The following is a 21,862-nucleotide window of genomic DNA, read 5'->3' on the forward strand; positions in this document are numbered from 1 at the left end:
GGAACGCCGCCCGGAGCAAGCCCGCTCCCACATTAAGTTTTGTGTTACTCAGAATAGAACAGGCCCCGACACGAATGTCGGGGCCTGTAATGACCACATCCTTGTGGCCGTCGCATGAACTCTCAAGTGGCGGCAGACGTATGACTCGGCTCGTCTACCGCGTCTTCTCCCGGTTCAGGCGAGAAGTCTTGCCTTACTCGGCTTTCAGGCCGGCAGCGGAAACGTCTTTAACGCCTTTGATTTTCTTGGCGATAGCCACTGCAACGTCTTTCTGCGATTCAGTCACGGCAGTGGAGGACGACAGGGAAACAACACCCTTGTTGGTTTCAACTTTGATGTCGGTGCCAGGAATGCCTTTCTCCGTCACCAGGTCTGCTTTGACTTTGGTGGTGATCCAGGTATCGGAAACATCTGCTTTAGCTTCGGTGACTTCACCAGCGGCCAGCACCATTGGAGCCTGGGTCGCCTGAGTTTGAGCGAATGCAGCGTTGGCCATGGTCAGGGTCAGCGCGGTAGCAGTAGCGGCAGCGAAAGCGAACTTCTTCATACGAGTAACTCCTGTTTTTTCATAAAATCTGCTGCGTGTCTTGTCAGCAGGGTTACAGGAGATATTGCGAACGCTGTGCCAACTTCGGAGCAAACAATAACTTGTTATAAAACAATAACTTATGAGATGTCTTGATTTTCGGAATCATGCAAAATGCATGACCTGGGAAATTGGATACATGCAAGTTGCGGGTTTTGCGACAGGCCTAAGGCCATGAATTGTCGGGATATTTTTGATTATTTACCTCGTGCCTCAAATAACGAATAAAAAAAAATGCCCCGCGTCGTGAAGGCGGGGCATTGGGCAGACCTCGAAATGAATCAGACGCCAGTGCAACCTTTAGGCGCGTACTCTTGCAGAACCGTCGTGGCGCAAGTCCAGCCACCGGCGAGCGTGCGCGAAAGCGTGATGGTCTTTGCGAGCACTTGACCTGGTGCATTGAGGATCGTGCAACCAATACTGCCAACTCCGGTAGAAGCGGTGCCCGATGCCGTGATCGTGCAATTACCTGTGGTCACCTTACCGCCGATCAGGGGGAGGGTGGGGTTGGTGCCTTGATTGATAATGTCCTCGAAGGGCACCTTCAGCGACGATATTTCAGCAAGACCGGCGGTTACCTTCGCCCGCGCTTGGTATTTCGAATACTGCGGCAATGCAAACGTCGCCAGAATCCCGATGATCGCCACCACGATCAGCAGTTCGATAAGGGTAAAACCTTTTTGAGTATTCATAGACAAGCTCCATGTATGAGTCGAAATCTCATGATCTGAACTAGCTGCAGCACAGCCCGTGCCAAGCCCTCGCCCCCGCGTTATCAGGGGATAAAGGCAACGCACAGTCCTTTTCTTCCCCAAGGATCCGCACTATCTGACACTTTTTGTCACCAGAGCACCGCTGGTTTGGTTCTACCCGTTGACTAGGCTATAAGTCATGAACTGTCTGCGTCCGGTACCCCAATGAATGACATCGCCCTTAGCGGTCTGGCCAAGCAATTGGTCCAGGCCGAACTGCTCACTGACAAAAGCGCGCAACAGGCGTATCAGCAAGCCCAACGCCAGAAACTCTCCCTGGTCAGTTATCTGGTGCAGAACAGACTGGTAAAGAGCCGCCAGATTGCCGAGATTGCCTCGGAGCATTTCGGCATGGCGCTGCTGGACCTCCACCGCCTGGACAAAGAGTCTCAACCCAAAGGACTGGTCAGTGAAAAACTGGTTCGCCAGCACCACGCCCTGCCCCTCTGGCGGCGCGGCAACAAGTTGTTCGTCGGGGTTTCCGACCCGACCAATCAGCAGGTCACCAGCGATATCCAGTTCAGTACCGGACTGAACACAGAAGCCATTTTGGTGGAGGACGACAAGCTCAGCGACGCCATCGAGAGATTCTTCGACAGCCACAATACCGGCCTGGAAGACATGGCCGATGTCGACCTCGATGGCGTCGACATCGAGTCGATCGATGACAACCACCAGGACGCCATCGCCGGGCAGGATGCCGACGACGCGCCGGTGGTGCGCTTTGTCCACAAGATGTTGCTCGACGCGATCAAGAGCGGCTCATCCGACCTGCATTTCGAACCCTATGAGAATACATACCGCGTGCGAATGCGCACCGACGGTATGCTGCGTGAAGTCGCCAAGCCACCGGTTCAACTGGCCAGCCGCATCGCCGCTCGCCTGAAAGTGATGGCCAGCCTCGACATCTCCGAGCGGCGCAAACCGCAGGACGGGCGGATCAAGATGCGCCTGTCCAAGAGCAAGTCCATCGACTTCCGGGTCAACACGCTGCCGACCCTGTGGGGCGAGAAAGTGGTGATCCGCATCCTCGACCCGTCCAGTGCGCAAATGGGCATCGACGCCCTCGGCTACGAGCCGGACCAGAAAGCGCTATACATGGCCGCGCTGAAGCAGCCGCAAGGGATGATTCTGGTGACCGGCCCCACCGGTTCGGGCAAGACTGTGTCGCTTTACACCGGTCTGAATATTCTCAACACGGTGGACATCAATATCTCCACCGCCGAAGACCCGGTGGAGATCAACATGGAAGGCATCAATCAGGTCAACGTCAACCCCAAGCAGGGACTGGGTTTTGCCCAGGCGCTGCGCTCGTTCCTGCGCCAGGATCCGGACGTGATCATGGTTGGTGAGATCCGCGACCTCGAAACCGCCGAAATAGCCATCAAGGCCGCCCAGACCGGGCACCTGGTGCTGTCGACCCTGCACACCAACAGCGCGGCGGAAACCCTGACACGCTTGCACAACATGGGCATCCAGGGGTTCAACATCGCCACTTCAGTCAGCCTGATCATCGCCCAGCGCCTGGCGCGCAAACTGTGCAGCCATTGCAAGAAACCCATCGATATTCCCCGCGAGGCGCTGATCAAGGAAGGCTTCCCCGAGGAACGCATTGGCTCGTTCACGATCTATGAGCCGGTCGGTTGCGATCAGTGCAACGGTGGTTACAAGGGGCGCGTGGGGATTTATGAAGTGGTGAAGAACACAGCAGACCTGCAACGGCTGATCATGGCCGAAGGCAATTCGTTGGAAATCGATATCCAGATGCGCAAGGACGGCTTCAATGACCTGCGTACTTCCGGGCTGATCAAGGCCATGCAAGGCATCACCAGCCTTGAAGAAATCAACCGGGTTACCAAGGACTGAACATGGCGGTCAAAGCAGCAAAAATCAGCGTGTACGCCTGGGAAGGCACCGATAAAAAAGGTACGAAAATGACCGGCGAACTCAGCGGTCAGAACCCGGCGTTGATCAAGGCGCAACTGCGCAAGCAAGGCATCAACCCCGGCAAGGTGCGCAAGAAATCCGCCTCGATTTTCAGCCTTGGCAAACGCATCAAGGCTCATGACATTGCCCTGTTCACTCGGCAGATGGCGACCATGATGAAAGCCGGTGTACCGCTGTTGCAGTCGTTCGACATCATTGGTGAAGGCTTCGATAACCCGGCCATGCGCAAACTGGTGGACGAGGTGAAACAGGAAGTCGCGGCGGGTAACAGCTTCGCCGCCGCCCTGCGCAAAAAACCGCAGTACTTTGATGACCTCTACTGCAACCTGGTGGATGCTGGCGAGCAGGCTGGTGCGCTGGATACCCTGTTGGAGCGTGTCGCGACCTATAAGGAAAAGAGCGAAAGCCTCAAGGCCAAAATCAAGAAAGCCATGACTTATCCGCTCGCCGTGGTGTTCGTCGCGATCATCGTCACCGGGATTCTGCTGATCAAGGTGGTGCCGCAGTTCGAGTCGGTGTTTAAAGGTTTTGGTGCCCAACTACCAGCGTTCACGGTAATGGTCGTCGGCCTGTCACAGTTCATGCAGGATTGGTGGTGGGTGATGCTGGGCGTGCTGATCGCTGCGATCTTCGGTGTGCGCCACGCCTTCAAAAAATCCCAGGATTTTCGGGACTGGACAGACACCTGGCTACTGAAACTGCCCTTGGTCGGCACTTTGATGTACAAGTCCGCCGTGGCCCGTTACGCCCGTACACTGTCGACCACCTTCGCGGCTGGCGTCCCGCTGGTCGAGGCGCTGGGTTCAGTGGCGGGCGCGACCGGCAACATCGTGTTCAAGCAAGCGGTGCTGCGCATCAAGCAGGAGGTGTCGACGGGGATGCAGTTGAACTTCTCCATGCGCACCTCCGGCATTTTTCCGAACATGGCGATTCAGATGACCGCCATCGGCGAAGAGTCCGGCGCACTGGATGATATGCTCGACAAGGTCGCCAGTTTCTATGAGGCAGAGGTCGATGACATGGTCGATAACCTCACCAGCCTGATGGAGCCGTTCATCATGGTGGTGTTGGGTGTTATTGTCGGCGGCCTGGTGGTTGCGATGTACCTGCCCATTTTCCAACTCGGCTCAGCGATCTGACATGCCCTTGAACGAAATCCTGACCGTGTACCCGCTGGCGTTCGTCGTCATTGCACTGGTGGTCGGCTTACTGGTCGGCAGCTTCCTCAATGTGGTGATCTGGCGCCTGCCGAAAATGCTCGCGCGTGAATGGCGATTGCAGGCCCATGATGTTCTGGATCTGCCCGGCGAAACGTCTCTCCCCACCTATAACCTGATGCTACCCCACTCGCAGTGCCCGAATTGCGGGCACAGAATCCGTGCCTGGGAAAACATCCCACTGCTCAGTTATGTATTTTTACGGGGACGATGCTCAAGCTGCACAACGCCCATCAGCAAACGCTATCCATTGACCGAACTGACCTGCGGCCTGCTGTCAGCGTTCATCGCCTGGCATTTCGGTTTCGGTTGGCAAGCCGTGATGGTGCTGGTCCTGAGCTGGGGCTTGTTGGCCATGAGCCTGATCGACGCCGAGCATCAACTGTTGCCGGATGTACTGGTGCTGCCGCTGTTGTGGCTGGGGCTGATCGTCAACAGCTTCGAGTTGTTAGTGCCGTTGACTGAGGCACTGTGGGGCGCAATTGCTGGCTACATGGCGCTATGGTCGGTGTTCTGGCTGTTCAAGCTGATCACCGGCAAGGACGGCATCGGCCATGGCGATTTCAAGCTGTTGGCCATGCTGGGTGCCTGGGGCGGCTGGCAGATGTTGCCGCTGACTATTCTGTTGTCATCCCTGATGGGCGCGGTTATCGGCGTGATTTTGCTGCGCCTGCGCAATGCGAAAACCTCGACACCCATCCCCTTCGGCCCCTACTTGGCGATTGCCGGCTGGATTGCCTTGCTCTGGGGTGGTCAAATAACTGACTTCTATTGGCAGTTTGTCGGTTTGAAATGAATACCCCTGTGGAAAAACCCTGGATTCTCGGCCTGACCGGCGGCATCGGCAGCGGAAAAAGCGCGGCCGCTCAGCACTTCATCGACCTGGGCGTGCACGTGGTGGATGCCGATCATGCCGCGCGCTGGGTCGTGGAACCCGGTCGCCCGGCACTGACCCGAATCGCCGAATATTTCGGCCCCGGCGTGTTGCAAGCCGACGGTCAACTGGATCGTGCGGCGTTGCGCAAACTGATCTTCGAAGTGCCTGAGCAACGCCTCTGGCTCGAGGCGCTTTTGCATCCGCTGATCGCCAGGGAAATCGCCGATCACTTGGGCAGGGCACAATCGCCTTACGCGATTCTGGTTTCGCCGTTGCTGATCGAGTCAGGGCAAGACGCATTGACGCAGCGAGTGCTGGTGATCGATGCGCCCGAACAGCTACAGATCGAACGCACCCTGCAGCGTGACCAGACCAGCGAACAACAGGTCCAGGCGATCCTCAAGGCGCAATCCAGCCGCCAGGATCGCGTGAGCCATGCCGACGATGTGGTGGTCAACGACCGCGACCTCGCCTGGCTGCACAGCGAGGTCGAACGCCTGCATCACTTTTACCTAACATTGCGTGGAGGCCAGTCATGAGCCAAACCCCAACCGTCGATTGCCCAACCTGCGGCGCCCCTGTCGAATGGAGCCCCGAAAGCACATTCCGGCCGTTCTGCTCGGATCGCTGCAAACTGATCGACCTGGGCGCCTGGGCGTCGGAAGAACACAAAATACCGGTGAGCCCGGATGCCGAGGACGATCTGTTCAGCGAAGATTTCGAGCCGCGTCACTGAATCCGCGGTTCAGGGCCGCATGAAGCCGTAATCCTGACCGTCATCGAGGTTCTCGGCGAGAAACTGCAACTCATCCGCCAGATCCTCGACACTGCGTACCGCCTTGCTCTGCTGGACCACTGCACTGAGCAAGGCGCGCAGGCTCAATCCCGGATCAAACCCTACTTCCTGCGCTGCATCCAGACTGTGGCGCAACTCCTGCCTTGCCCATTCGTAGACACTCATTTCGATGCTCCTGAAGGTTTTGCGGAGCATGAATTCGTCGACGTTTTGACGATTTGATGTGGATCAAGCTTTCGGATCGTCGTCTTTCCAGGGCGCCGAAAGGTAGCGTGTGCGGTTGAAGGTCTCCAGCCATTCCGGGCAGAACACCACCAGCGCGCTGACCACCATGCCGTTGATGAACGCTTCCGGAAAAATGATCAGCCACAGATAACCGACAAAATCCTCCAGCCAATAAGGCATGACGAACAACTCGTTGAACCACAGCAACCACAGCGCCAGCAGCAGGCAGAGTAAGGCCGACAGCGCCGCTGCAAAGAAACCGGAAACGAAGATATATACGAAGGGATTACGCGGTTGGGCTCGCTCCACCAGGATTGCGCAGCATTCGGTGACCAGCACGGGTAGCAGAATCAACAGCGCGCCGTTCACTCCGACAGCAGCGAGGTCCTGGCGTCCGAGTAATACCAGGCCTGCTTGTGCAACCAATCCGCCGACGATCGCCAACGGCCAGTCCAGCAGCAGGGTGACCGCTGTCATGCCGAGGAAGTGATAGGACACGCCTGTATCGAAATCCCGTCGCACCAGCCAGAGCATGAATAACGCGAACACTGTGCCGAACAGCAAATGCTGGCGACGGCTGTCGGTAAACAACTCGACCCAGGGCACACGGCACATCGCCCATAGAATCACTGGCACATAAATCAACCCGCCGACTATCAACGTCTGCGGTGACAGCAACTCTGCGCCGATCACGGACGCGCCTTCTCCAGCGCCTGAGCGCAGAGCGGCAGAAGACTCAACAACGCGGGCGAATATTTCACGATCCACTCCTGATTTGTGCGCCTGCACCTGATGGTCATCAGTCTACACCGCCCGTTCGGGGTGCCCAGATACCTTGTTTACTGCTCAGTACTTTCTGCTTGTCGCATTTGGACGCTAAGCTTGGGCCTATGGATGACTCAGATTATTTACGCCTGCTGACCATTGCGGCCGAGCAAGCCAACGCGTTTCTATCCAATGCCCGCAAATGGGAGCGTGAGCGTTGGGTGTGCCAGCGCCTGCTGCAAGGCCTGAATATTCCCTACCGCGTCGACGAATTCGCCCCCGCTGGGGAGCCGCCGGACGTGTTGTTTCGCGACGCGAATTTCGAAGTGTTTTTCGTGCTCGACGAGGGCCGGCGTCTCAATGATGAGTGGCGCGATGAATTGCAACGGCGACGCAGTGCGTTTTCTCTGAGCTCGCTGGTGCGTCGTGAGGCAAAACCCAAACGCATTCCGGCCAATGAATTCCTGCTGCGACTGGCGCCGACCTTGCGCAAGAAAGCCCACAACTACAAAGAACGCGGAATGGATCTGGGTGAGCTGGACATCATCGCCTTCGCCAGCCTCAAGCGCGAAGTGCTGGACCTCAACAGTCATTTCCCGCCGCCCACCGAATACTTGCGACAGGGCTGGCGTTCGTTGTCGCTGGTCGGTCCGACATTCGCCCGTGTGCTGTTCGCCCATCCGGATGCACCGGACTTTCTGCGCAGCAACCTGGGGCGCAGCATCGTGTTCGATGTCGGGATCAGCCTGTGAGCCCGTTGCAGGAATTGATTGCCGAAGTGCCGCAACACGGTCGCGTCCGCTGGATCGGTGTGCGGCCGCAGCCTCATGTGCCAATGATCGAGCTGGAAGCGGTGGAAGCACGGCTTGAGGCCGGATTGACCGGTGACCGAGCCCGCCCAGGCGTGCGCAATGCGCGACAAGTGACGTTGATTCAATGGGAGCATCTGGCGGTGATCAGTTCGCTGATGGGGCGCGCAGAAGACCAGCCGATTTTGCCAAATGATTTGCGACGCAACCTTGTTATCAGCGGTATCAACCTGTTCAGCCTCAAGGGCCGACGCTTCAGGATCGGCCAGGCCATTTTCGAAACCACGGGTTGGTGCCAGCCTTGCGCGCGCCTGCAACACACCCTCGGCCCGGGGACCTTTCAGGCCGTGCGCGGACATGGCGGAATCACCGCCCGAGTGTTACAAAGTGGCATCATTCGCCTGGACGATACAGTCAGCGTCGAGCCGATTCCGGCCAGCGGCTATGCTCCGTTCATACGGGATCAAACCCGTGTGTAGCGTCCAGACATTCAGCAACGTCTACCCCTGACGAGGCCCGATATGACCAGCCGTCTGAACCCCGACGACCAGAAGCATGTCGAAGAGTACCTGCACCTGTCCCAGCACCGTGTCGAGCGCCGGCCTTTCCGGCCGTGGATGCTCCTGGTGGTGGTGCTGGCAGTGACCATTGGTCTGGGCCTGTTGAGCCGATTTATCAGTTACCTGACGCTATGAGCTGCATCGCGCTCGCTCGGTTGACTGCACCGATTTCTTTTAGCCTTGCGAGATATCCCCATGACTCATCGTATTGTCATCGTTGGCGGCGGCGCCGGCGGTCTGGAGTTGGCTACCCGTCTGGGTAAGACTCTGGGCAAGCGCGGCACGGCCCGTGTGATGCTGGTCGACGCGAACCTGACCCACATTTGGAAACCGCTGCTGCATGAAGTGGCGGCCGGATCTTTGAACTCTTCCGAAGACGAACTCAACTATGTTGCCCAGGCGAAATGGAACCACTTCGAGTTCCAGCTCGGGCGCATGAGCGGGCTTGATCGCGCGCAAAAGAAAATCCAGCTGGCGGCCACTTACGATGAGGCCGGCCTGGAATTGGTGCCGGCGCGTGAAGTGCCTTACGACTCGCTGGTGATCGCCGTCGGCAGCACCACCAACGATTTCGGCACCCAGGGCGCGGCGCAGCATTGCCTGTTTCTCGACACCCGCAAACAGGCCGAGCGTTTCCACCAGCAACTGCTCAACCATTATTTGCGCGCTCACGCCGGGCAAACGGATGGGGTGCAACAGATCAGCGTGGCAATCGTCGGCGCTGGTGCCACGGGCGTCGAACTGGCCGCCGAACTGCACAATGCCGCTCACGAACTGGCGGCTTATGGTCTGGACCGGATCAAACCAGAGAACATGCACATTACCCTGATCGAAGCCGGTCCACGGGTGCTGCCAGCATTGCCGGAACGCATCGGCGGCCCGGTGCATAAAACCCTGGAAAAACTTGGGGTCAACGTCATGACCAATGCGGCCGTCAGCGAAGTGACCGCCGATAGCCTGATCACCGCCGACGGAAACGTGATCAATGCCAGCCTCAAGGTCTGGGCTGCCGGGATTCGTGCGCCGGGCTTCCTCAAGGACATCGACGGCCTGGAAACCAATCGGATCAACCAGTTGCAAGTGCTGCCAACCCTGCAAACCACCCGCGACGAAAACATCTTCGCCTTCGGTGACTGCGCGGCTTGCCCGCAACCGGGCACTGATCGCAATGTGCCGCCGCGCGCGCAGGCTGCGCATCAGCAGGCGTCGCTGCTGGCCAAATCGCTGAAGCTTCGGATCGAAGGCAAGCCGTTGCCTGTGTACAAGTACACCGACTACGGCTCGCTGATTTCGCTGTCACGTTTTTCGGCTGTGGGTAACTTGATGGGCAACCTGACCGGCAGCGTGATGCTCGAGGGTTGGCTGGCGCGGATGTTTTATGTGTCGCTGTACCGCATGCACCAGATGGCGCTGTACGGCGCGTTCCGCACGGCGATGTTGATGCTGGGCAGCAAGATCGGGCGCGGGACTGAGCCGCGTCTGAAGCTGCATTAACGCAGTCTATGGGAGCTGGCTTGCTCGCGAAGAGGCCATCACATTCAACATTGATGCTGGATGTGATGGCCTCTTCGCGAGCAAGCCCGCTCCCACATTTGATCTCCACTGATTCGCAGATCTGTGTCCCACTGTATCTCCCCCCCGTGATTTCGCCCTTCGCTTACAAACTCCCCCCTTGCGCGACACAGTAGCGATACACCCCGCCCGTTAAATGGCCACATCCGAGCAAGGCACCCCGCCCGCTACGGTTATCGCCGCACTTACGTGGCGTCCTTTATCGAACGGTTGTGTCGTGCAACCCAGGAGATTTGAAATGTCCCGTACCACTAAAAACACTATCGGTTTGCTCGGCGCTGTTCTCGCTGGCGGCATGATGTTGAGCGGCTCCGTTTTCGCATCGCAACCTCTGACCCAAGGATACCTGCTGGCCTCCGCCGAACAGGTGGTGAAATCCCCTGAAGGCAAATGTGGCGAAGGCAAGTGCGGCGATGCGACGATGGCAAAAACCGACACCGATGGTGACGGCAAGGTGTCCCGCGCTGAATTCCAGAAAGTCGCGCCGAAGTCCAATTTCGACAAGATCGACACCAACCACGATGGTTTCATCGACGAGCAAGAGGCTTTCGATAACGTGAAAGCCAACTTCGAAGCCAACGGCAAGAAAATGCCAAAAGGCCTGTTTGAACACCTGAAGGACCAAGACGGCGCCTAAGTATCCGCCAGGCAGGCCGCGCTTCTCTCACAGAGATGCGCGGCTTTTTTTTCCAAGATATTTAAGGGTGCTGTCGCCAGCGCCTCGAGCAAACCAGAAAGCAAAAAAAATCCCCGTATCTTTCGATACGAGGATTTTCAATATGGTCGGGGTAAGGGGATTCGAACTCCTGACATCCTGCTCCCAAAGCAGGCGCGCTACCGGACTGCGCTATACCCCGGTAAAAAAGGCGACCTTCACAAGTCGCCTTCTTCGATCAGTGCTTTTGGCCTCTGATCTTAAGATCTGATCCCAGCCTTAACTGGTTTCAAAAATGGTGGGTCGTGTGGGATTCGAACCTACGACCAATTGGTTAAAAGCCAACTGCTCTACCAACTGAGCTAACGACCCAAAAATGGTCGGGGTAAGGGGATTCGAACTCCTGACATCCTGCTCCCAAAGCAGGCGCGCTACCGGACTGCGCTATACCCCGGTTTGAAATTGGCTCCGTGACCAGGACTCGAACCTGGGACCCAATGATTAACAGTCATTTGCTCTACCGACTGAGCTATCACGGAACTGCATATTTCAATTTACAGCAGTGAAGCTTGCTTCACCTCTTCGACCCGTTCGCATCACTGCGTTCGTGTGTCTGAGGCGCGCTATTCTACAATTTTAAGCACCTCTGTCAACCCCTTAAATTGCATTCAAGTTAATGATTTGCAACTTATTTCAGATTCCTGCTTGGGGAGCAGAAACCCTTCCGGGTGACTTACTGCGGGGCGCACTTTACAAGCCTTTTCCTTTCAGTTCAACAACCTGACGAAAAAAAGGCCCCGGAATGCGAGGCCTGCTGTTCAGCTATGGATTGTGTAGGAGCGAGCTCGCTCGCGAAGCGCTCAATGACACCGCGTTTTTCCAGAAACTACGCGTTATCGTTAACGACCATCGCGAGCAAGCTCGCTCCTACAACAGCGGATCAGACGAAGACGATTTCGTCGTTTTCGACGACACCCTTGGCGATATCGCCAGGCATGAAACGACCCGACAGAATCAGCTGCGCCAGCGGATTTTCGATCCAGCGCTGGATCGCTCGTTTGAGCGGCCGTGCGCCGTACACCGGGTCGTAACCGACCGCGATCAGCTTGTCCATGGCCTCAGGGCTGAGTTCCAGCTTCAGTTCCCGTTCGGTCAGGCGACTGCGCAGACGGCCCAGCTGGATCTCGGTAATGCCCGCGATCTGATCCCGAGCCAATGGCTCGAAGATCACCACTTCGTCGACCCGGTTGATGAACTCCGGCCGGAAGTGTGTGGAAATCGCATCCATCACCGCCGCGCGCTGAGCCTCTCGATCACCGACCAGTTCCTGGATCTGCACCGAGCCCAGGTTGGACGTCATGACGATTACGGTGTTCTTGAAATCCACCGTGCGACCATGGCTGTCCGTCAGGCGACCATCTTCCAGCACTTGCAGCAGGATGTTGAAGACGTCCGGGTGGGCCTTCTCGACCTCATCCAGCAGGATCACCGAGTAAGGCTTGCGACGCACCGCCTCGGTCAGGTAACCGCCCTCTTCATAACCCACGTAGCCTGGCGGCGCACCGATCAGTCGAGCCACGGAATGTTTCTCCATGAACTCGGACATGTCGATCCGCACCATCGCCTCCTCAGTATCAAAGAGGAACTCGGCCAGCGCCTTGCACAGCTCGGTTTTACCAACACCGGTCGGGCCGAGGAACATGAACGAACCGCTCGGGCGATTCGGGTCGGACAACCCGGCCCGGGAACGCCGCACCGCGTTGGAAACGGCGATCACCGCTTCGTCCTGGCCGATCACACGTTGGTGCAACAGGCTTTCCATCTTCATCAGTTTGTCGCGCTCGCCTTCAAGCATTTTCGACACGGGAATGCCGGTCCACTTCGACACGACTTCAGCGATTTCTTCTTCAGTCACTTTGCTGCGCAGTAACTGGTTTTCGCTTTTGCCGTGCTGGTCGACCATTTGCAGGCTGCGCTCCAGGTCCGGGATCACCCCGTATTGCAGCTCGGCCATGCGGTTCAGGTCGCCTTTACGGCGCGCGGCTTCCAGTTCCTGACGGGATTGTTCGATTTTCTGCTGGATCTGCGCAGAACCCTGAACTTCGGCTTTTTCCGAGTTCCAGATTTCTTCGAGGTCCGAATACTCGCGCTCGAGACGAACGATTTCTTCCTGGAGTTTTTCCAGACGCTTGATCGCCGCTTCGTCGCTTTCTTTCTTCAGCGCCTGGGATTCCACTTTCAGCTGAATCAGACGACGCTCCAGACGGTCCAGCACTTCCGGCTTGGAATCGATTTCCATGCGGATGCGGCTGGCGGCTTCGTCGATCAGGTCGATGGCCTTGTCCGGCAACTGGCGATCGGTAATGTAGCGATGACTGAGTTTGGCCGCGGCGATGATCGCGCCGTCGGTGATCGCCACTTTGTGGTGAACTTCATAGCGTTCTTTCAGGCCACGCAGGATCGCGATGGTGTCTTCTTCGCTTGGCTCGTCCACCAGTACTTTCTGGAAACGCCGCTCGAGCGCAGCGTCCTTCTCTATATATTGGCGGTACTCGTTGAGCGTGGTCGCGCCGACGCAGTGCAATTCACCACGGGCCAATGCCGGTTTGAGCATGTTGCCCGCGTCCATCGAACCTTCGCCTTTACCGGCACCGACCATGGTGTGCAGTTCGTCGATGAACAGAATGATCTGCCCTTCCTGCTTCGACAGCTCGTTGAGCAGGGATTTCAGGCGCTCTTCGAACTCGCCACGGTACTTGGCACCGGCAATCAGCGCGCCCATGTCCAGGGACAACAGGCGTTTGCCTTTCAGGCCATCTGGCACTTCGCCGTTGATGATCCGCTGGGCGAGGCCTTCGGCAATGGCGGTTTTACCCACGCCAGGTTCACCGATCAGCACTGGGTTGTTCTTGGTGCGGCGTTGCAACACCTGAATGGTCCGGCGGATTTCGTCGTCACGGCCGATCACCGGATCGAGCTTGCCGTCTTCGGCGCGCTTGGTCAGGTCGACAGTGTATTTATCCAGCGCCTGACGCGACTCTTCGTGGTTGGCGTCGTTGACGGCCTCACCACCGCGCAGGTTGTTGATCGCGTTTTCCAGGGCTTTCTTGCTCACGCCTTGGCCGAGCAACAATTTGCCGAGTTTGCTGTTCTCGTCCATGGCGGCGAGCAACACCAACTCACTGGAAATGAACTGGTCGCCCTTCTGCTGAGCAAGACGATCAGCCTGGTTGAGCAGGCGCGCCAGATCCTGCGACATGTTGACGTCGCCGGTCGGGTTCTGGATTTTTGGTAGTTGGTCGAGCTCTTTGGTCAGCTCTTTACGCAGGCTGTTGACGTCAAAACCGACCTGCATCAACAGGGGCTTGATCGAACCACCCTGCTGCTCAAGCATGGCTTGCATCAAGTGCGCCGGCTCAATGCCGGGATGGTCAAGGCCGACGGCCAGCGATTGGGCGTCGGATAGAGCTAACTGCAATTTGCTGGTTAAACGATCTATACGCATGGGTCACCTTCCTTTTGAGCAGGCCGGACCTAAAAAACATCCTGAATGAAGAAACCTGCCAGATACCGCTATAGATGTGGTCGATTCTGGGAGTTTCAAGCGTCGTGACGTTGATACAGATCAGCTGAGTCTAGCGTTCGAGCCAGACCAAGGAGGCAAACCGACCGGTGCGTGGGCTGCGGCGATAAGAAAAGAAGCGCGGGTCGGTCACGGTGCAGAAACCGCCACCATACACAGCGGTAACGCCGCGAACAGCCAGACGCAAGCGCGCCAGCTCGTAGATGTCAGCCATGAACTTGCCGGTGTTTTGACTCGGTGTGAAGGCCTTCGCGGCTTCAGGCAGTTGCTCGATGAAGGTTTCGCGCACTTCCGGGCCGACTTCAAAGGCTTTCGGGCCAATGGCCGGGCCGAGCCAGACCAGCACGTCTTGCGGTGGCACGGCCAGCGCGTCAAGCGTCGCCTCGAGCACACCCGCCGCCAGCCCGCGCCAACCGGCATGGGCGGCTGCGACGCGAGTGCCGGCACGGTCGCAAAACAATGCGGGCAGGCAATCGGCGGTCATCGCCGCGCAAGCAATCCCGGGTGTTTCCGTCCAGCTGGCATCGGCAGTGGCGATCTGGCCTGGATCTGCATGAGCCACGACAATGCCGTGAACCTGCTTTAACCAGGCCGGTTGAATAGAGAAATGATCGGTGAGGCGACGGCGGTTCTCGGCAACAGCGTCAGGGCTGTCGTCGACGTGATCGCCGAGGTTGAGGCTGTCGAACGGCGCCAGACTGACGCCGCCCGCACGGGTGGTCACACAGGCTTTCACCCCGGCAGGCGCAGGCCAGTCGGGAATCAGCCAGTCACTCATCCGATGAACGCCTCGCGGTCTTGCTTGAGCAACGTCAGCAACCAGACGAAATCGTCGGGCAGTGGCGATTCCCAGCTCATGCGTTTACCGGTGGTCGGGTGATCCAGCTCCAGGAACCGCGCATGCAAGGCCTGACGCGGGAACGTCTTCAAGGAATCGACCATGGTTTGGCTGGCAGCCGGCGGAATACGGAAACGACCGCCGTAGGCAGGATCTCCGACCAACGGGTAGTTGATGTGCGCCATGTGCACGCGAATCTGGTGGGTACGACCGGTTTCCAGCTTTACCCGCACGTGAGTGTGGGAGCGGAAACGCTCGAGCACACGATAATGGCTGACGGCTTGCTTGCCACCTTCCATCACGGCCATACGCTGGCGTTGCTGGCCATGACGACCGATCGGCGCGTTGATTTTACCGCCGGCCGTCACCACGCCGATCACGATGCACTCGTAGATGCGGCTGACGCTGCGGCTCTGCAACTGCGTGACAAGCTGTGTCTGTGCCTGAATGGTCTTGGCCACCACCATCAGACCGGTGGTGTCCTTGTCCAGACGGTGCACGATACCGGCGCGGGGCACATTGATAATGTCCGGCACATGGTGCAGCAAGGCGTTTAGCAAGGTGCCATCCGCGTGACCGGCGGCAGGATGCACCACCAGGCCCGCAGGCTTGTTGATCACCAGAATGTCGTCGTCTTCATAGACGATGTCCAGCTCGATGTCCTGAGCGATCCATTCGCCCTGAGCTTCCTGCTCGGCAGTCAGCTCAAGAATGGCACCACCGTGAACGATGTCTCGCGGGCGGATTACCGCCCCATCCACAGTCAGGCGACCGTCTTTGATCCAGGCGGAAAGGCGCGAGCGCGAGTGCTCAGCGAATAATTGTGCGGCGACTTGATCGAGGCGTTGGCCGCCCAATTCGGACGGCACCTCTGCGCGAAGTTCAATTTTATCGGACATGCTCGGACTAGGCGACGGCACAGCCTTTGGTTTCGGCTGCGCGCTTGTGGTTAAATACGGCGTCTTTTGCCCCGAGGCTATTCAACGGGGCGCTCATCATAACAGGACGGCCCCGCCCAAGACAGCGGCCGTCATAGGGACGCAAGCCGCCATGCAAGTGAAACACCTGCTGCTGATCGCCATCCTCGCATTGACCGCTGCTTGCTCATCGAAGGAAGTCGTAGACGAAAACCTTAGCGAAGTCGAGCTGTACCAGCAGGCTCAGCAAGATCTGGACAACAACAGCTACACCGCCGCCACAGCCAAGCTGAAGGCGCTGGAGTCGCGTTATCCGTTCGGTCGCTACGCCGATCAGGCTCAACTCGAGCTCATCTACGCCAACTACAAGAACACCGAGCCTGAGGCTGCAAAGTCTGCCGCCGAGCGTTTCATTCGTTTGCACCCACAGCATCCGAACGTGGATTACGCCTACTACCTCAAGGGTCTGACGTCTTTCGACCAGGACGTCGGCCTGCTGTCGCGTTTCCTGCCGCTGGACATGACCAAGCGTGACCCGGGTGCTGCCCGCGACTCCTACAACGAGTTCGCCCAGCTGACCAGCCGCTTCCCGAACAGCCGCTACTCGCCGGACGCCAAGCAGCGCATGATTTACCTGCGCAACCTGCTGGCGGCCTACGAGATTCACGTTGCCGACTACTACCTGACCCGTCAGGCCTACGTCGCTGCCGCGAACCGTGGTCGTTACGTGGTGGAAAACTTCCAGGAAACCCCATCGGTGGGTGACGGCCTCGCGGTGATGACCGAAGCCTACCAGCGCCTGCATCTGGACGACCTGGCCAATACCAGCCTGGAAACCCTGAAGCTCAACTACCCGAACCACCCAACCCTGGTGGACGGTCAGTTCGTGCCGTCGGTGGATGAAGCCGACAACCGTTCCTGGTTGAGCAAGGCCACCTTGGGCCTGATCGAATCCCGTCCACCGCTGCCGCCGGGCGAAACCCGCGCCAACCAGGACGTGCAGAGACAATTCCGCGACGCCAAAGACGCGATTCCGAACGATCTCAAGCCTAAGGATGAAAATGGCGACGTGATCGAAGAAGAGGAACACGAGTCCGAAGCCAACAACAGCGATCGCTCGTGGTTCAGCTACATGACCTTCGGCGTGTTCGACTGACGGATGGAGCCCCTGTAGGAGCGAGCTCGCTCGCGAAAAACGTCCAGACAACGCGTTCATTCAGACAGCACGCGTTATCGTTGACGTCCTTCGCGAGCAAGCTCGCTCCTACAGAGAGTTGACTGCGATTACGCTGTGCGCTGACGATGTCCTTGGCTAAACTGCAGAATCACTCGTCATAAAGCAGCTCATCATGCTTCGTTTATTGTTCTGGATTGCCCTGATTGCCGCAGCGGTATGGTTCTGGCGCAAGTTCAAGGGCCAGGCTTCCGTGCCCAAGTCCTCTGCCGAACTGGAAGCGGCGCCCATGGTTCGTTGCGCCCATTGTGGCGTACACCTGCCCCGCGAACGCGCGCTGAGCCTTCAACAACAGTGGTATTGCAGCCAGGCTCACCTCGAGCAAGGCCCGGACACCAGTGATCACTGAGACGTCAAGTCCCGGCAGCAAACAGGCCCAGCGACTGCTGCGCCTTTATCATCTCTACCGATTAAGTGTCGGCATCACCCTGGTGCTGTTGATCTCCAGCGACCTGGACAACCAGCTGCTGACATTTTCCAATGACGACCTGCTGCGCAGCTGCAGCTGGTTGTACCTGGTGCTGAACATTCTGCTAGTGGTCTTCCTCGAGAACACCCGCCGTCCTGCGCAGATGTTCAGCCTGGCCCTGATCGATGTCCTGCTGCTTTGCGGCCTGTTCTACGCTGCCGGCGGTGTCGCCAGCGCCATCGGCAACCTGCTGATCGTCTCGGTCGCCATTAGCAATGCCTTGTTGCGAAGGCGTATCGGCCTGTTGATTGCCGCCGTCGGCGCACTCGGCATCGTCTGTCTGAGCTTTCTCCTGAGCTTCAGCCATCCCGCCAGCCCTAACGATTACCTGCAAGTCGGCACGCTAGGCGCGCTGTGTTTTGCCGCAGCCTTGCTGGTGCAAGGGCTGATCCAGCGTGTAGAAGTCAGCGAAACCCTCGCCGAGCAACGGGCCAGTGAAGTCGTGGGCCTTGAAGCCCTCAATGCGTTGATCCTGCAGCGCATGCGCACCGGCATCCTGGTGCTCGACGACCAGCGGCGAGTGCAACTGGCCAATCACAGCGCCCAGGCTCTGCTGGGCCGGGAAAACCTCGAAGGTCAACGGATCGACGACTGCTCACCGACTCTCGTCGAACGCTTGCAACTGTGGCTGAACAATCCGACGCTGCGTCCCCAAAGCCTGAAAGTCACCAACAGCGGCCTGGAACTGCAACCCAGTTTCATTGCCCTGGACCAAAGGCCACACCCACAAACCCTGGTGTTTCTCGAAGATATCGCCCAAATCGCCCAGCAGGCGCAACAACTGAAACTCGCCGCTCTTGGCCGCCTGACCGCTGGCATCGCCCACGAAATACGCAATCCGCTGGGTGCCATTAGTCACGCCGCTCAGCTATTGCAGGAATCCGAGGAACTGAATAGCGCGGATCGACGTCTGACCCAGATTATTCAAGACCACTCTCAGCGCATGAATCGGGTTATCGAAAACGTCCTGCAACTGTCCCGCCGCCAGCAAACCGTGCCGCAACGACTTGATCTGAAGCCGTGGCTGGAACGCTACGTTGCTGAAAATCGCGAAGGTGCGCTCGACCACCAACAGATTCACCTGCGTATCGGTCCAGGCGACTTCAAAACCCTGATGGACCCGAACCAGTTGACCCAGATTCTCGACAATCTGATGCGCAACGCCTGGCGCCACAGCGCTCAAACCCACGACCAGGCGCAGGTCTGGCTCGATTTGTTCATCGACTCCGACACCCAGCTGCCGATCATCGAGGTGCTGGACGACGGCCCCGGCGTGGCGGCGGATCAGCAGGTGCATCTGTTCGAACCGTTCTTTACCACCAGCGCCCAAGGCACAGGCCTGGGGCTCTATCTGTCCCGTGAACTGTGCGAAAGCAACCAGGCCCGCCTAGACTTCAAGCCACGCCACGATGGCGGCTGCTTTCGCATCACCTTTGCTCACGGACGGAAACAAAGTTGAACATGAGCCCACGGCAAAAAGTCCTGATCGTCGACGACGAACCGGATATCCGCGAACTCCTGGAAATCACCCTGGGACGGATGAAACTCGACACCTTCAGCGCCCGCAATCTTGGTGAAGCCCAGACGCTGTTGAAGCGCGAAACGTTCGAGCTGTGCCTGACCGACATGCGCCTGCCGGACGGCACCGGCCTTGAGCTGGTTCAACACATTCAGCAACGCTATCCCCACCTGCCGGTGGCCATGATCACCGCTTATGGCAGTCTCGACACGGCGATCAACGCGCTTAAGGCTGGTGCTTTCGACTTCCTGACCAAACCGGTGGACCTCGCCCGCCTGCGCGAACTGGTCACCTGCGCACTGCGCATGCCGGCGCCGGGCGCCACCGTCGATCGTCGTTTGCTGGGTGACTCGTTACCCATGCGCAATTTGCGTAAACAGATCGACAAGCTGGCCCGCAGTCAGGCGCCGGTGTATATCAGCGGCGAATCTGGCAGCGGCAAGGAATTGGTCGCTCGACTGATTCATGAGCAAGGGTCGCGCGCCAACCAGCCGTTTATCCCGGTGAACTGCGGAGCGATTCCGTCGGAATTGATGGAGAGTGAATTTTTCGGGCATCGCAAAGGCAGTTTCAGCGGCGCCATCGAAGACAAACCCGGGCTGTTCCAGGCAGCTCATGGCGGTACGCTGTTCCTCGACGAAGTGGCTGATTTGCCGCTGGCGATGCAAGTCAAACTGTTACGGGCAATTCAGGAAAAAGCCGTTCGCTGTGTGGGCGGCCAACAGGAAACCGTGGTCGATGTGCGCATCCTCTGCGCCACCCACAAAGACCTCGCCGCGGAAGTCGTCGCCGAACGCTTTCGCCAGGATTTGTACTACCGACTCAACGTCATCGAACTACGGGTTCCGCCCTTGCGCGAACGCCGTGACGACATCGAATCGTTGGCCAGCCATGTTCTCAAGCGTCTGGCAGCCGGCACTGGTCACCCTGCCGCGAAACTCCACCCGCAAGCCCTTGAATTGTTGAAAAGCTATCGCTTTCCGGGCAACGTTCGAGAACTGGAGAACATGCTCGAACGGGCTCACACTTTGTGCGAAAACAAGCAGATCGAAGCCAGCGACCTGCGACTGACCGAAGGCAACTGCACCGCAGACAATGGGGTGGCGGACCTGACGCAAATCGACAACCTGGAAGACTATCTGGACAACGTCGAACGCAAACTCATCCTCCAGGCGTTGGAAGAAACCCGCTGGAACCGCACGGCGGCGGCTCAGCGGCTGAATTTGTCGTTTCGGTCGATGCGTTACAGGCTGAAGAAATTCGGGTTGGATTGAGGGCCTTTTCGCGGGCAAGCCTCGCTCCTACAGGGACTATGTCGATCACAAAATTGTGAATCTGCTCAGATCCTGTAGGAGCGAGGCCTGCCCGCAAAGGCGATCTGGCAGACGCCGCGATTAAATCCGTCCGGTCGGCGCATACGGAGCCGGATCAATGATCGGCGCCCTGCCCAGCATCACATCCGCAAGCAACTGACACGACGCTGGCGCCAGCACCAACCCGTTACGGTAATGCCCACAGTTGAGCCAAAGTCCATCAAAGCCTGGAACCCGGCCAATGTAGGGAATCCCCTCCGGCGAACCCGGTCGCAGCCCGGCCCAGTGCCCGACCACCTCGGCCTTCGCCAGCGCTGGAACCAATTCCACCGCAGAAGCTTTCAGACTCTCCAGCGCCACGCCGGTCGGCGTCTTGTCGAAGCCTTCATGCTCCAGCGTGCTGCCAATCAGAATGTGTCCATCCCGACGAGGAATCGCATAACGCCCCTTGGCCAGGACCATGCTCGGCAGGAAGTCGGCCGCGCACTTGTACAGGATCATCTGCCCTTTCACTGGCTCGACCGGCAGCTCCAACCCCAGGCTCTTAAGCAAATCACCACTCCAGGCGCCGGCGGTCAGGACGACCTGATCACCGTGGATAGCGCCCGTCGAAGTCTGTACGCCGACGACGTTATCGCCTTCACGAATAAACCCGCTGACCTCGCACTGCTCGTGAATCGTCACGTTCGGCAGCGCCAACAGCGCAGTCTTGAGGGATTTCACCAGCCGTGGATTGCGCACATTGGCCACGTCGGACATGTAGATCGCCCGGGAAAAACCGGTGCCCAATACCGGCACGGCATCGTGTGCCGCCGAGATATCCACAGCCCGTAACGGACGGTTTTCCCGCTTGGCCCAGGCCAGCGCCTCTGCCTCGTCATCCAGATCCAGCCAGTACAGGCCGGTAGTGTGCACCTCGGGATCAACCCCGGTCGCGGCAAACAGCCGCTCGCCCAGCTGTGGATAAAAATCCTGAGACCAATGGGCCAGCGCGGTGACTGCCGGGCTGTAACGCCATGGGTAGAGCGGGGAAACGATGCCGCCACCAGCCCAGGACGATTCCTGACCGACATTCGAACGGTCCAACAGCACAACGCTCTGTACTTCTGATGCGAGATTGAATGCCGTCAGCAGGCCAATCACACCGCCGCCGACAATCACCACTTGCTGTTGCAGGGTCATGTTCCGATCCAACCGTGAAATAGAGAGAGGGCGCAAAAGGCGCCCG

At 58.3% G+C, this 21,862-nt stretch carries 22 protein-coding genes and 4 tRNA genes; 14 read left to right on the forward strand and 12 right to left on the reverse strand.

What is annotated here, in order from left to right; translation table 11 throughout:
- Positions 1-193 precede the first annotated feature (193 nt).
- Together ACYZT9_RS22775 and ACYZT9_RS22780 are read right to left on the reverse strand one after the other, a co-directional pair.
- The gene (locus ACYZT9_RS22775) at positions 194-547 is read right to left on the reverse strand and encodes a BON domain-containing protein (RefSeq protein ID WP_462007522.1); all 354 of its coding nucleotides are present in this window, start codon (positions 545-547) and stop codon (positions 194-196) included.
- Positions 548-867: 320 nt separating this feature from the next.
- Complete coding sequence (locus ACYZT9_RS22780; RefSeq protein ID WP_462007523.1) at positions 868-1,278, reverse strand: pilin; 411 nt, start codon at positions 1,276-1,278, stop codon at positions 868-870.
- A 225-nt stretch (positions 1,279-1,503) separates the two neighbouring features.
- Here ACYZT9_RS22780 and pilB point away from each other — a divergent pair, with 225 nt between their 5' ends.
- The 5 genes from pilB to yacG are packed head-to-tail and all read left to right on the forward strand — an operon-like array spanning position 1,504 to position 6,115.
- Entirely contained in the window at positions 1,504-3,204 is a 1,701-nt protein-coding gene (gene pilB, locus ACYZT9_RS22785; RefSeq protein ID WP_462007524.1) for a type IV-A pilus assembly ATPase PilB, read from the forward strand.
- 2 nt (positions 3,205-3,206) lie between these two features.
- The gene (locus tag ACYZT9_RS22790; protein ID WP_462007525.1) at positions 3,207-4,424 is read left to right on the forward strand and encodes a type II secretion system F family protein; all 1,218 of its coding nucleotides are present in this window, start codon (positions 3,207-3,209) and stop codon (positions 4,422-4,424) included.
- 1 nt (position 4,425) lies between these two features.
- Positions 4,426-5,298: a prepilin peptidase gene (locus ACYZT9_RS22795; protein WP_462007526.1), complete on the forward strand. Its 873-nt coding sequence runs from the start codon at positions 4,426-4,428 to the stop codon at positions 5,296-5,298.
- A complete protein-coding gene (coaE, locus tag ACYZT9_RS22800; RefSeq protein ID WP_462007527.1) occupies positions 5,295-5,918 on the forward strand; it encodes a dephospho-CoA kinase in 624 nt (207 codons plus the stop codon). The genes ACYZT9_RS22795 and coaE overlap by 4 nt, the downstream gene beginning before the upstream one ends.
- A complete protein-coding gene (gene yacG / locus ACYZT9_RS22805; protein WP_462007528.1) occupies positions 5,915-6,115 on the forward strand; it encodes a DNA gyrase inhibitor YacG in 201 nt (66 codons plus the stop codon). The genes coaE and yacG overlap by 4 nt, the downstream gene beginning before the upstream one ends.
- A 9-nt stretch (positions 6,116-6,124) precedes the next feature.
- Here the strand turns inward: yacG and ACYZT9_RS22810 are convergent, their stop codons facing one another.
- Together ACYZT9_RS22810 and ACYZT9_RS22815 are read right to left on the reverse strand one after the other, a co-directional pair.
- On the reverse strand, positions 6,125-6,340 hold the full coding sequence (locus ACYZT9_RS22810; protein WP_008033212.1) for a hypothetical protein: 216 nt from the start codon (positions 6,338-6,340) through the stop codon (positions 6,125-6,127).
- Positions 6,341-6,403: 63 nt separating this feature from the next.
- On the reverse strand, positions 6,404-7,093 hold the full coding sequence (locus tag ACYZT9_RS22815) for an energy-coupling factor ABC transporter permease (RefSeq protein ID WP_462007529.1): 690 nt from the start codon (positions 7,091-7,093) through the stop codon (positions 6,404-6,406).
- Between the two features lie 197 nt (positions 7,094-7,290).
- On the opposite strand from ACYZT9_RS22815, the gene ACYZT9_RS22820 reads away from it, so the two are divergent.
- From ACYZT9_RS22820 to ACYZT9_RS22840, 5 genes are all read left to right on the forward strand, one after another.
- Positions 7,291-7,917: a DUF1780 domain-containing protein gene (locus ACYZT9_RS22820; RefSeq protein ID WP_462007530.1), complete on the forward strand. Its 627-nt coding sequence runs from the start codon at positions 7,291-7,293 to the stop codon at positions 7,915-7,917.
- The gene (locus ACYZT9_RS22825; RefSeq protein ID WP_462007531.1) at positions 7,914-8,453 is read left to right on the forward strand and encodes an MOSC domain-containing protein; all 540 of its coding nucleotides are present in this window, start codon (positions 7,914-7,916) and stop codon (positions 8,451-8,453) included. Before ACYZT9_RS22820 ends, ACYZT9_RS22825 begins: the two co-directional genes overlap by 4 nt.
- A 42-nt stretch (positions 8,454-8,495) precedes the next feature.
- On the forward strand, positions 8,496-8,669 hold the full coding sequence (locus ACYZT9_RS22830; RefSeq protein ID WP_008028730.1) for a DUF3094 domain-containing protein: 174 nt from the start codon (positions 8,496-8,498) through the stop codon (positions 8,667-8,669).
- Between the two features lie 60 nt (positions 8,670-8,729).
- Positions 8,730-10,028: an NAD(P)/FAD-dependent oxidoreductase gene (locus tag ACYZT9_RS22835; protein WP_462007532.1), complete on the forward strand. Its 1,299-nt coding sequence runs from the start codon at positions 8,730-8,732 to the stop codon at positions 10,026-10,028.
- 316 nt (positions 10,029-10,344) lie between these two features.
- The gene (locus tag ACYZT9_RS22840; protein ID WP_462007533.1) at positions 10,345-10,743 is read left to right on the forward strand and encodes an HvfA family oxazolone/thioamide-modified RiPP metallophore; all 399 of its coding nucleotides are present in this window, start codon (positions 10,345-10,347) and stop codon (positions 10,741-10,743) included.
- A gap of 143 nt (positions 10,744-10,886) precedes the next feature.
- On the opposite strand, the gene ACYZT9_RS22845 is transcribed toward ACYZT9_RS22840, so the two are convergent.
- The 7 genes from ACYZT9_RS22845 to rluD all read right to left on the reverse strand — a co-directional run bounded on the left by ACYZT9_RS22845 (position 10,887) and on the right by rluD (position 16,081).
- Positions 10,887-10,963: transfer RNA gene (locus tag ACYZT9_RS22845), tRNA-Pro, on the reverse strand.
- A gap of 94 nt (positions 10,964-11,057) precedes the next feature.
- A tRNA-Lys gene (locus ACYZT9_RS22850) sits at positions 11,058-11,133 on the reverse strand.
- 5 nt (positions 11,134-11,138) lie between these two features.
- A tRNA-Pro gene (locus ACYZT9_RS22855) sits at positions 11,139-11,215 on the reverse strand.
- A gap of 9 nt (positions 11,216-11,224) precedes the next feature.
- A tRNA-Asn gene (locus ACYZT9_RS22860) sits at positions 11,225-11,300 on the reverse strand.
- A 401-nt stretch (positions 11,301-11,701) separates the two neighbouring features.
- The gene (clpB, locus tag ACYZT9_RS22865; RefSeq protein WP_462007534.1) at positions 11,702-14,266 is read right to left on the reverse strand and encodes an ATP-dependent chaperone ClpB; all 2,565 of its coding nucleotides are present in this window, start codon (positions 14,264-14,266) and stop codon (positions 11,702-11,704) included.
- Positions 14,267-14,396: 130 nt separating this feature from the next.
- Entirely contained in the window at positions 14,397-15,122 is a 726-nt protein-coding gene (gene pgeF / locus ACYZT9_RS22870; protein ID WP_462007535.1) for a peptidoglycan editing factor PgeF, read from the reverse strand.
- On the reverse strand, positions 15,119-16,081 hold the full coding sequence (gene rluD / locus ACYZT9_RS22875; RefSeq protein ID WP_008028788.1) for a 23S rRNA pseudouridine(1911/1915/1917) synthase RluD: 963 nt from the start codon (positions 16,079-16,081) through the stop codon (positions 15,119-15,121). The genes pgeF and rluD overlap by 4 nt, the downstream gene beginning before the upstream one ends.
- Before the next feature lie 151 nt (positions 16,082-16,232).
- Here rluD and ACYZT9_RS22880 point away from each other — a divergent pair, with 151 nt between their 5' ends.
- From ACYZT9_RS22880 to ACYZT9_RS22895, 4 genes are all read left to right on the forward strand, one after another.
- Positions 16,233-17,255, forward strand: coding sequence for an outer membrane protein assembly factor BamD (locus tag ACYZT9_RS22880; protein WP_462007536.1), 1,023 nt, complete (start codon positions 16,233-16,235; stop codon positions 17,253-17,255).
- Between the two features lie 193 nt (positions 17,256-17,448).
- Positions 17,449-17,682, forward strand: coding sequence for a PP0621 family protein (locus ACYZT9_RS22885; protein ID WP_462007537.1), 234 nt, complete (start codon positions 17,449-17,451; stop codon positions 17,680-17,682).
- On the forward strand, positions 17,672-19,261 hold the full coding sequence (locus ACYZT9_RS22890; RefSeq protein WP_462007538.1) for a sensor histidine kinase: 1,590 nt from the start codon (positions 17,672-17,674) through the stop codon (positions 19,259-19,261). The genes ACYZT9_RS22885 and ACYZT9_RS22890 overlap by 11 nt, the downstream gene beginning before the upstream one ends.
- A 2-nt stretch (positions 19,262-19,263) precedes the next feature.
- On the forward strand, positions 19,264-20,595 hold the full coding sequence (locus ACYZT9_RS22895; protein ID WP_462007539.1) for a sigma-54-dependent transcriptional regulator: 1,332 nt from the start codon (positions 19,264-19,266) through the stop codon (positions 20,593-20,595).
- A 120-nt stretch (positions 20,596-20,715) separates the two neighbouring features.
- On the opposite strand, the gene thiO is transcribed toward ACYZT9_RS22895, so the two are convergent.
- Positions 20,716-21,816 carry a glycine oxidase ThiO gene (thiO, locus tag ACYZT9_RS22900; protein WP_462007540.1) on the reverse strand — a complete coding sequence of 367 codons (1,101 nt, stop codon included), beginning with the start codon at positions 21,814-21,816 and terminating at the stop codon, positions 20,716-20,718.
- Positions 21,817-21,862: the final 46 nt, after the last annotated feature.

Source organism: Pseudomonas sp. ZT5P21 (assembly GCF_054897785.1).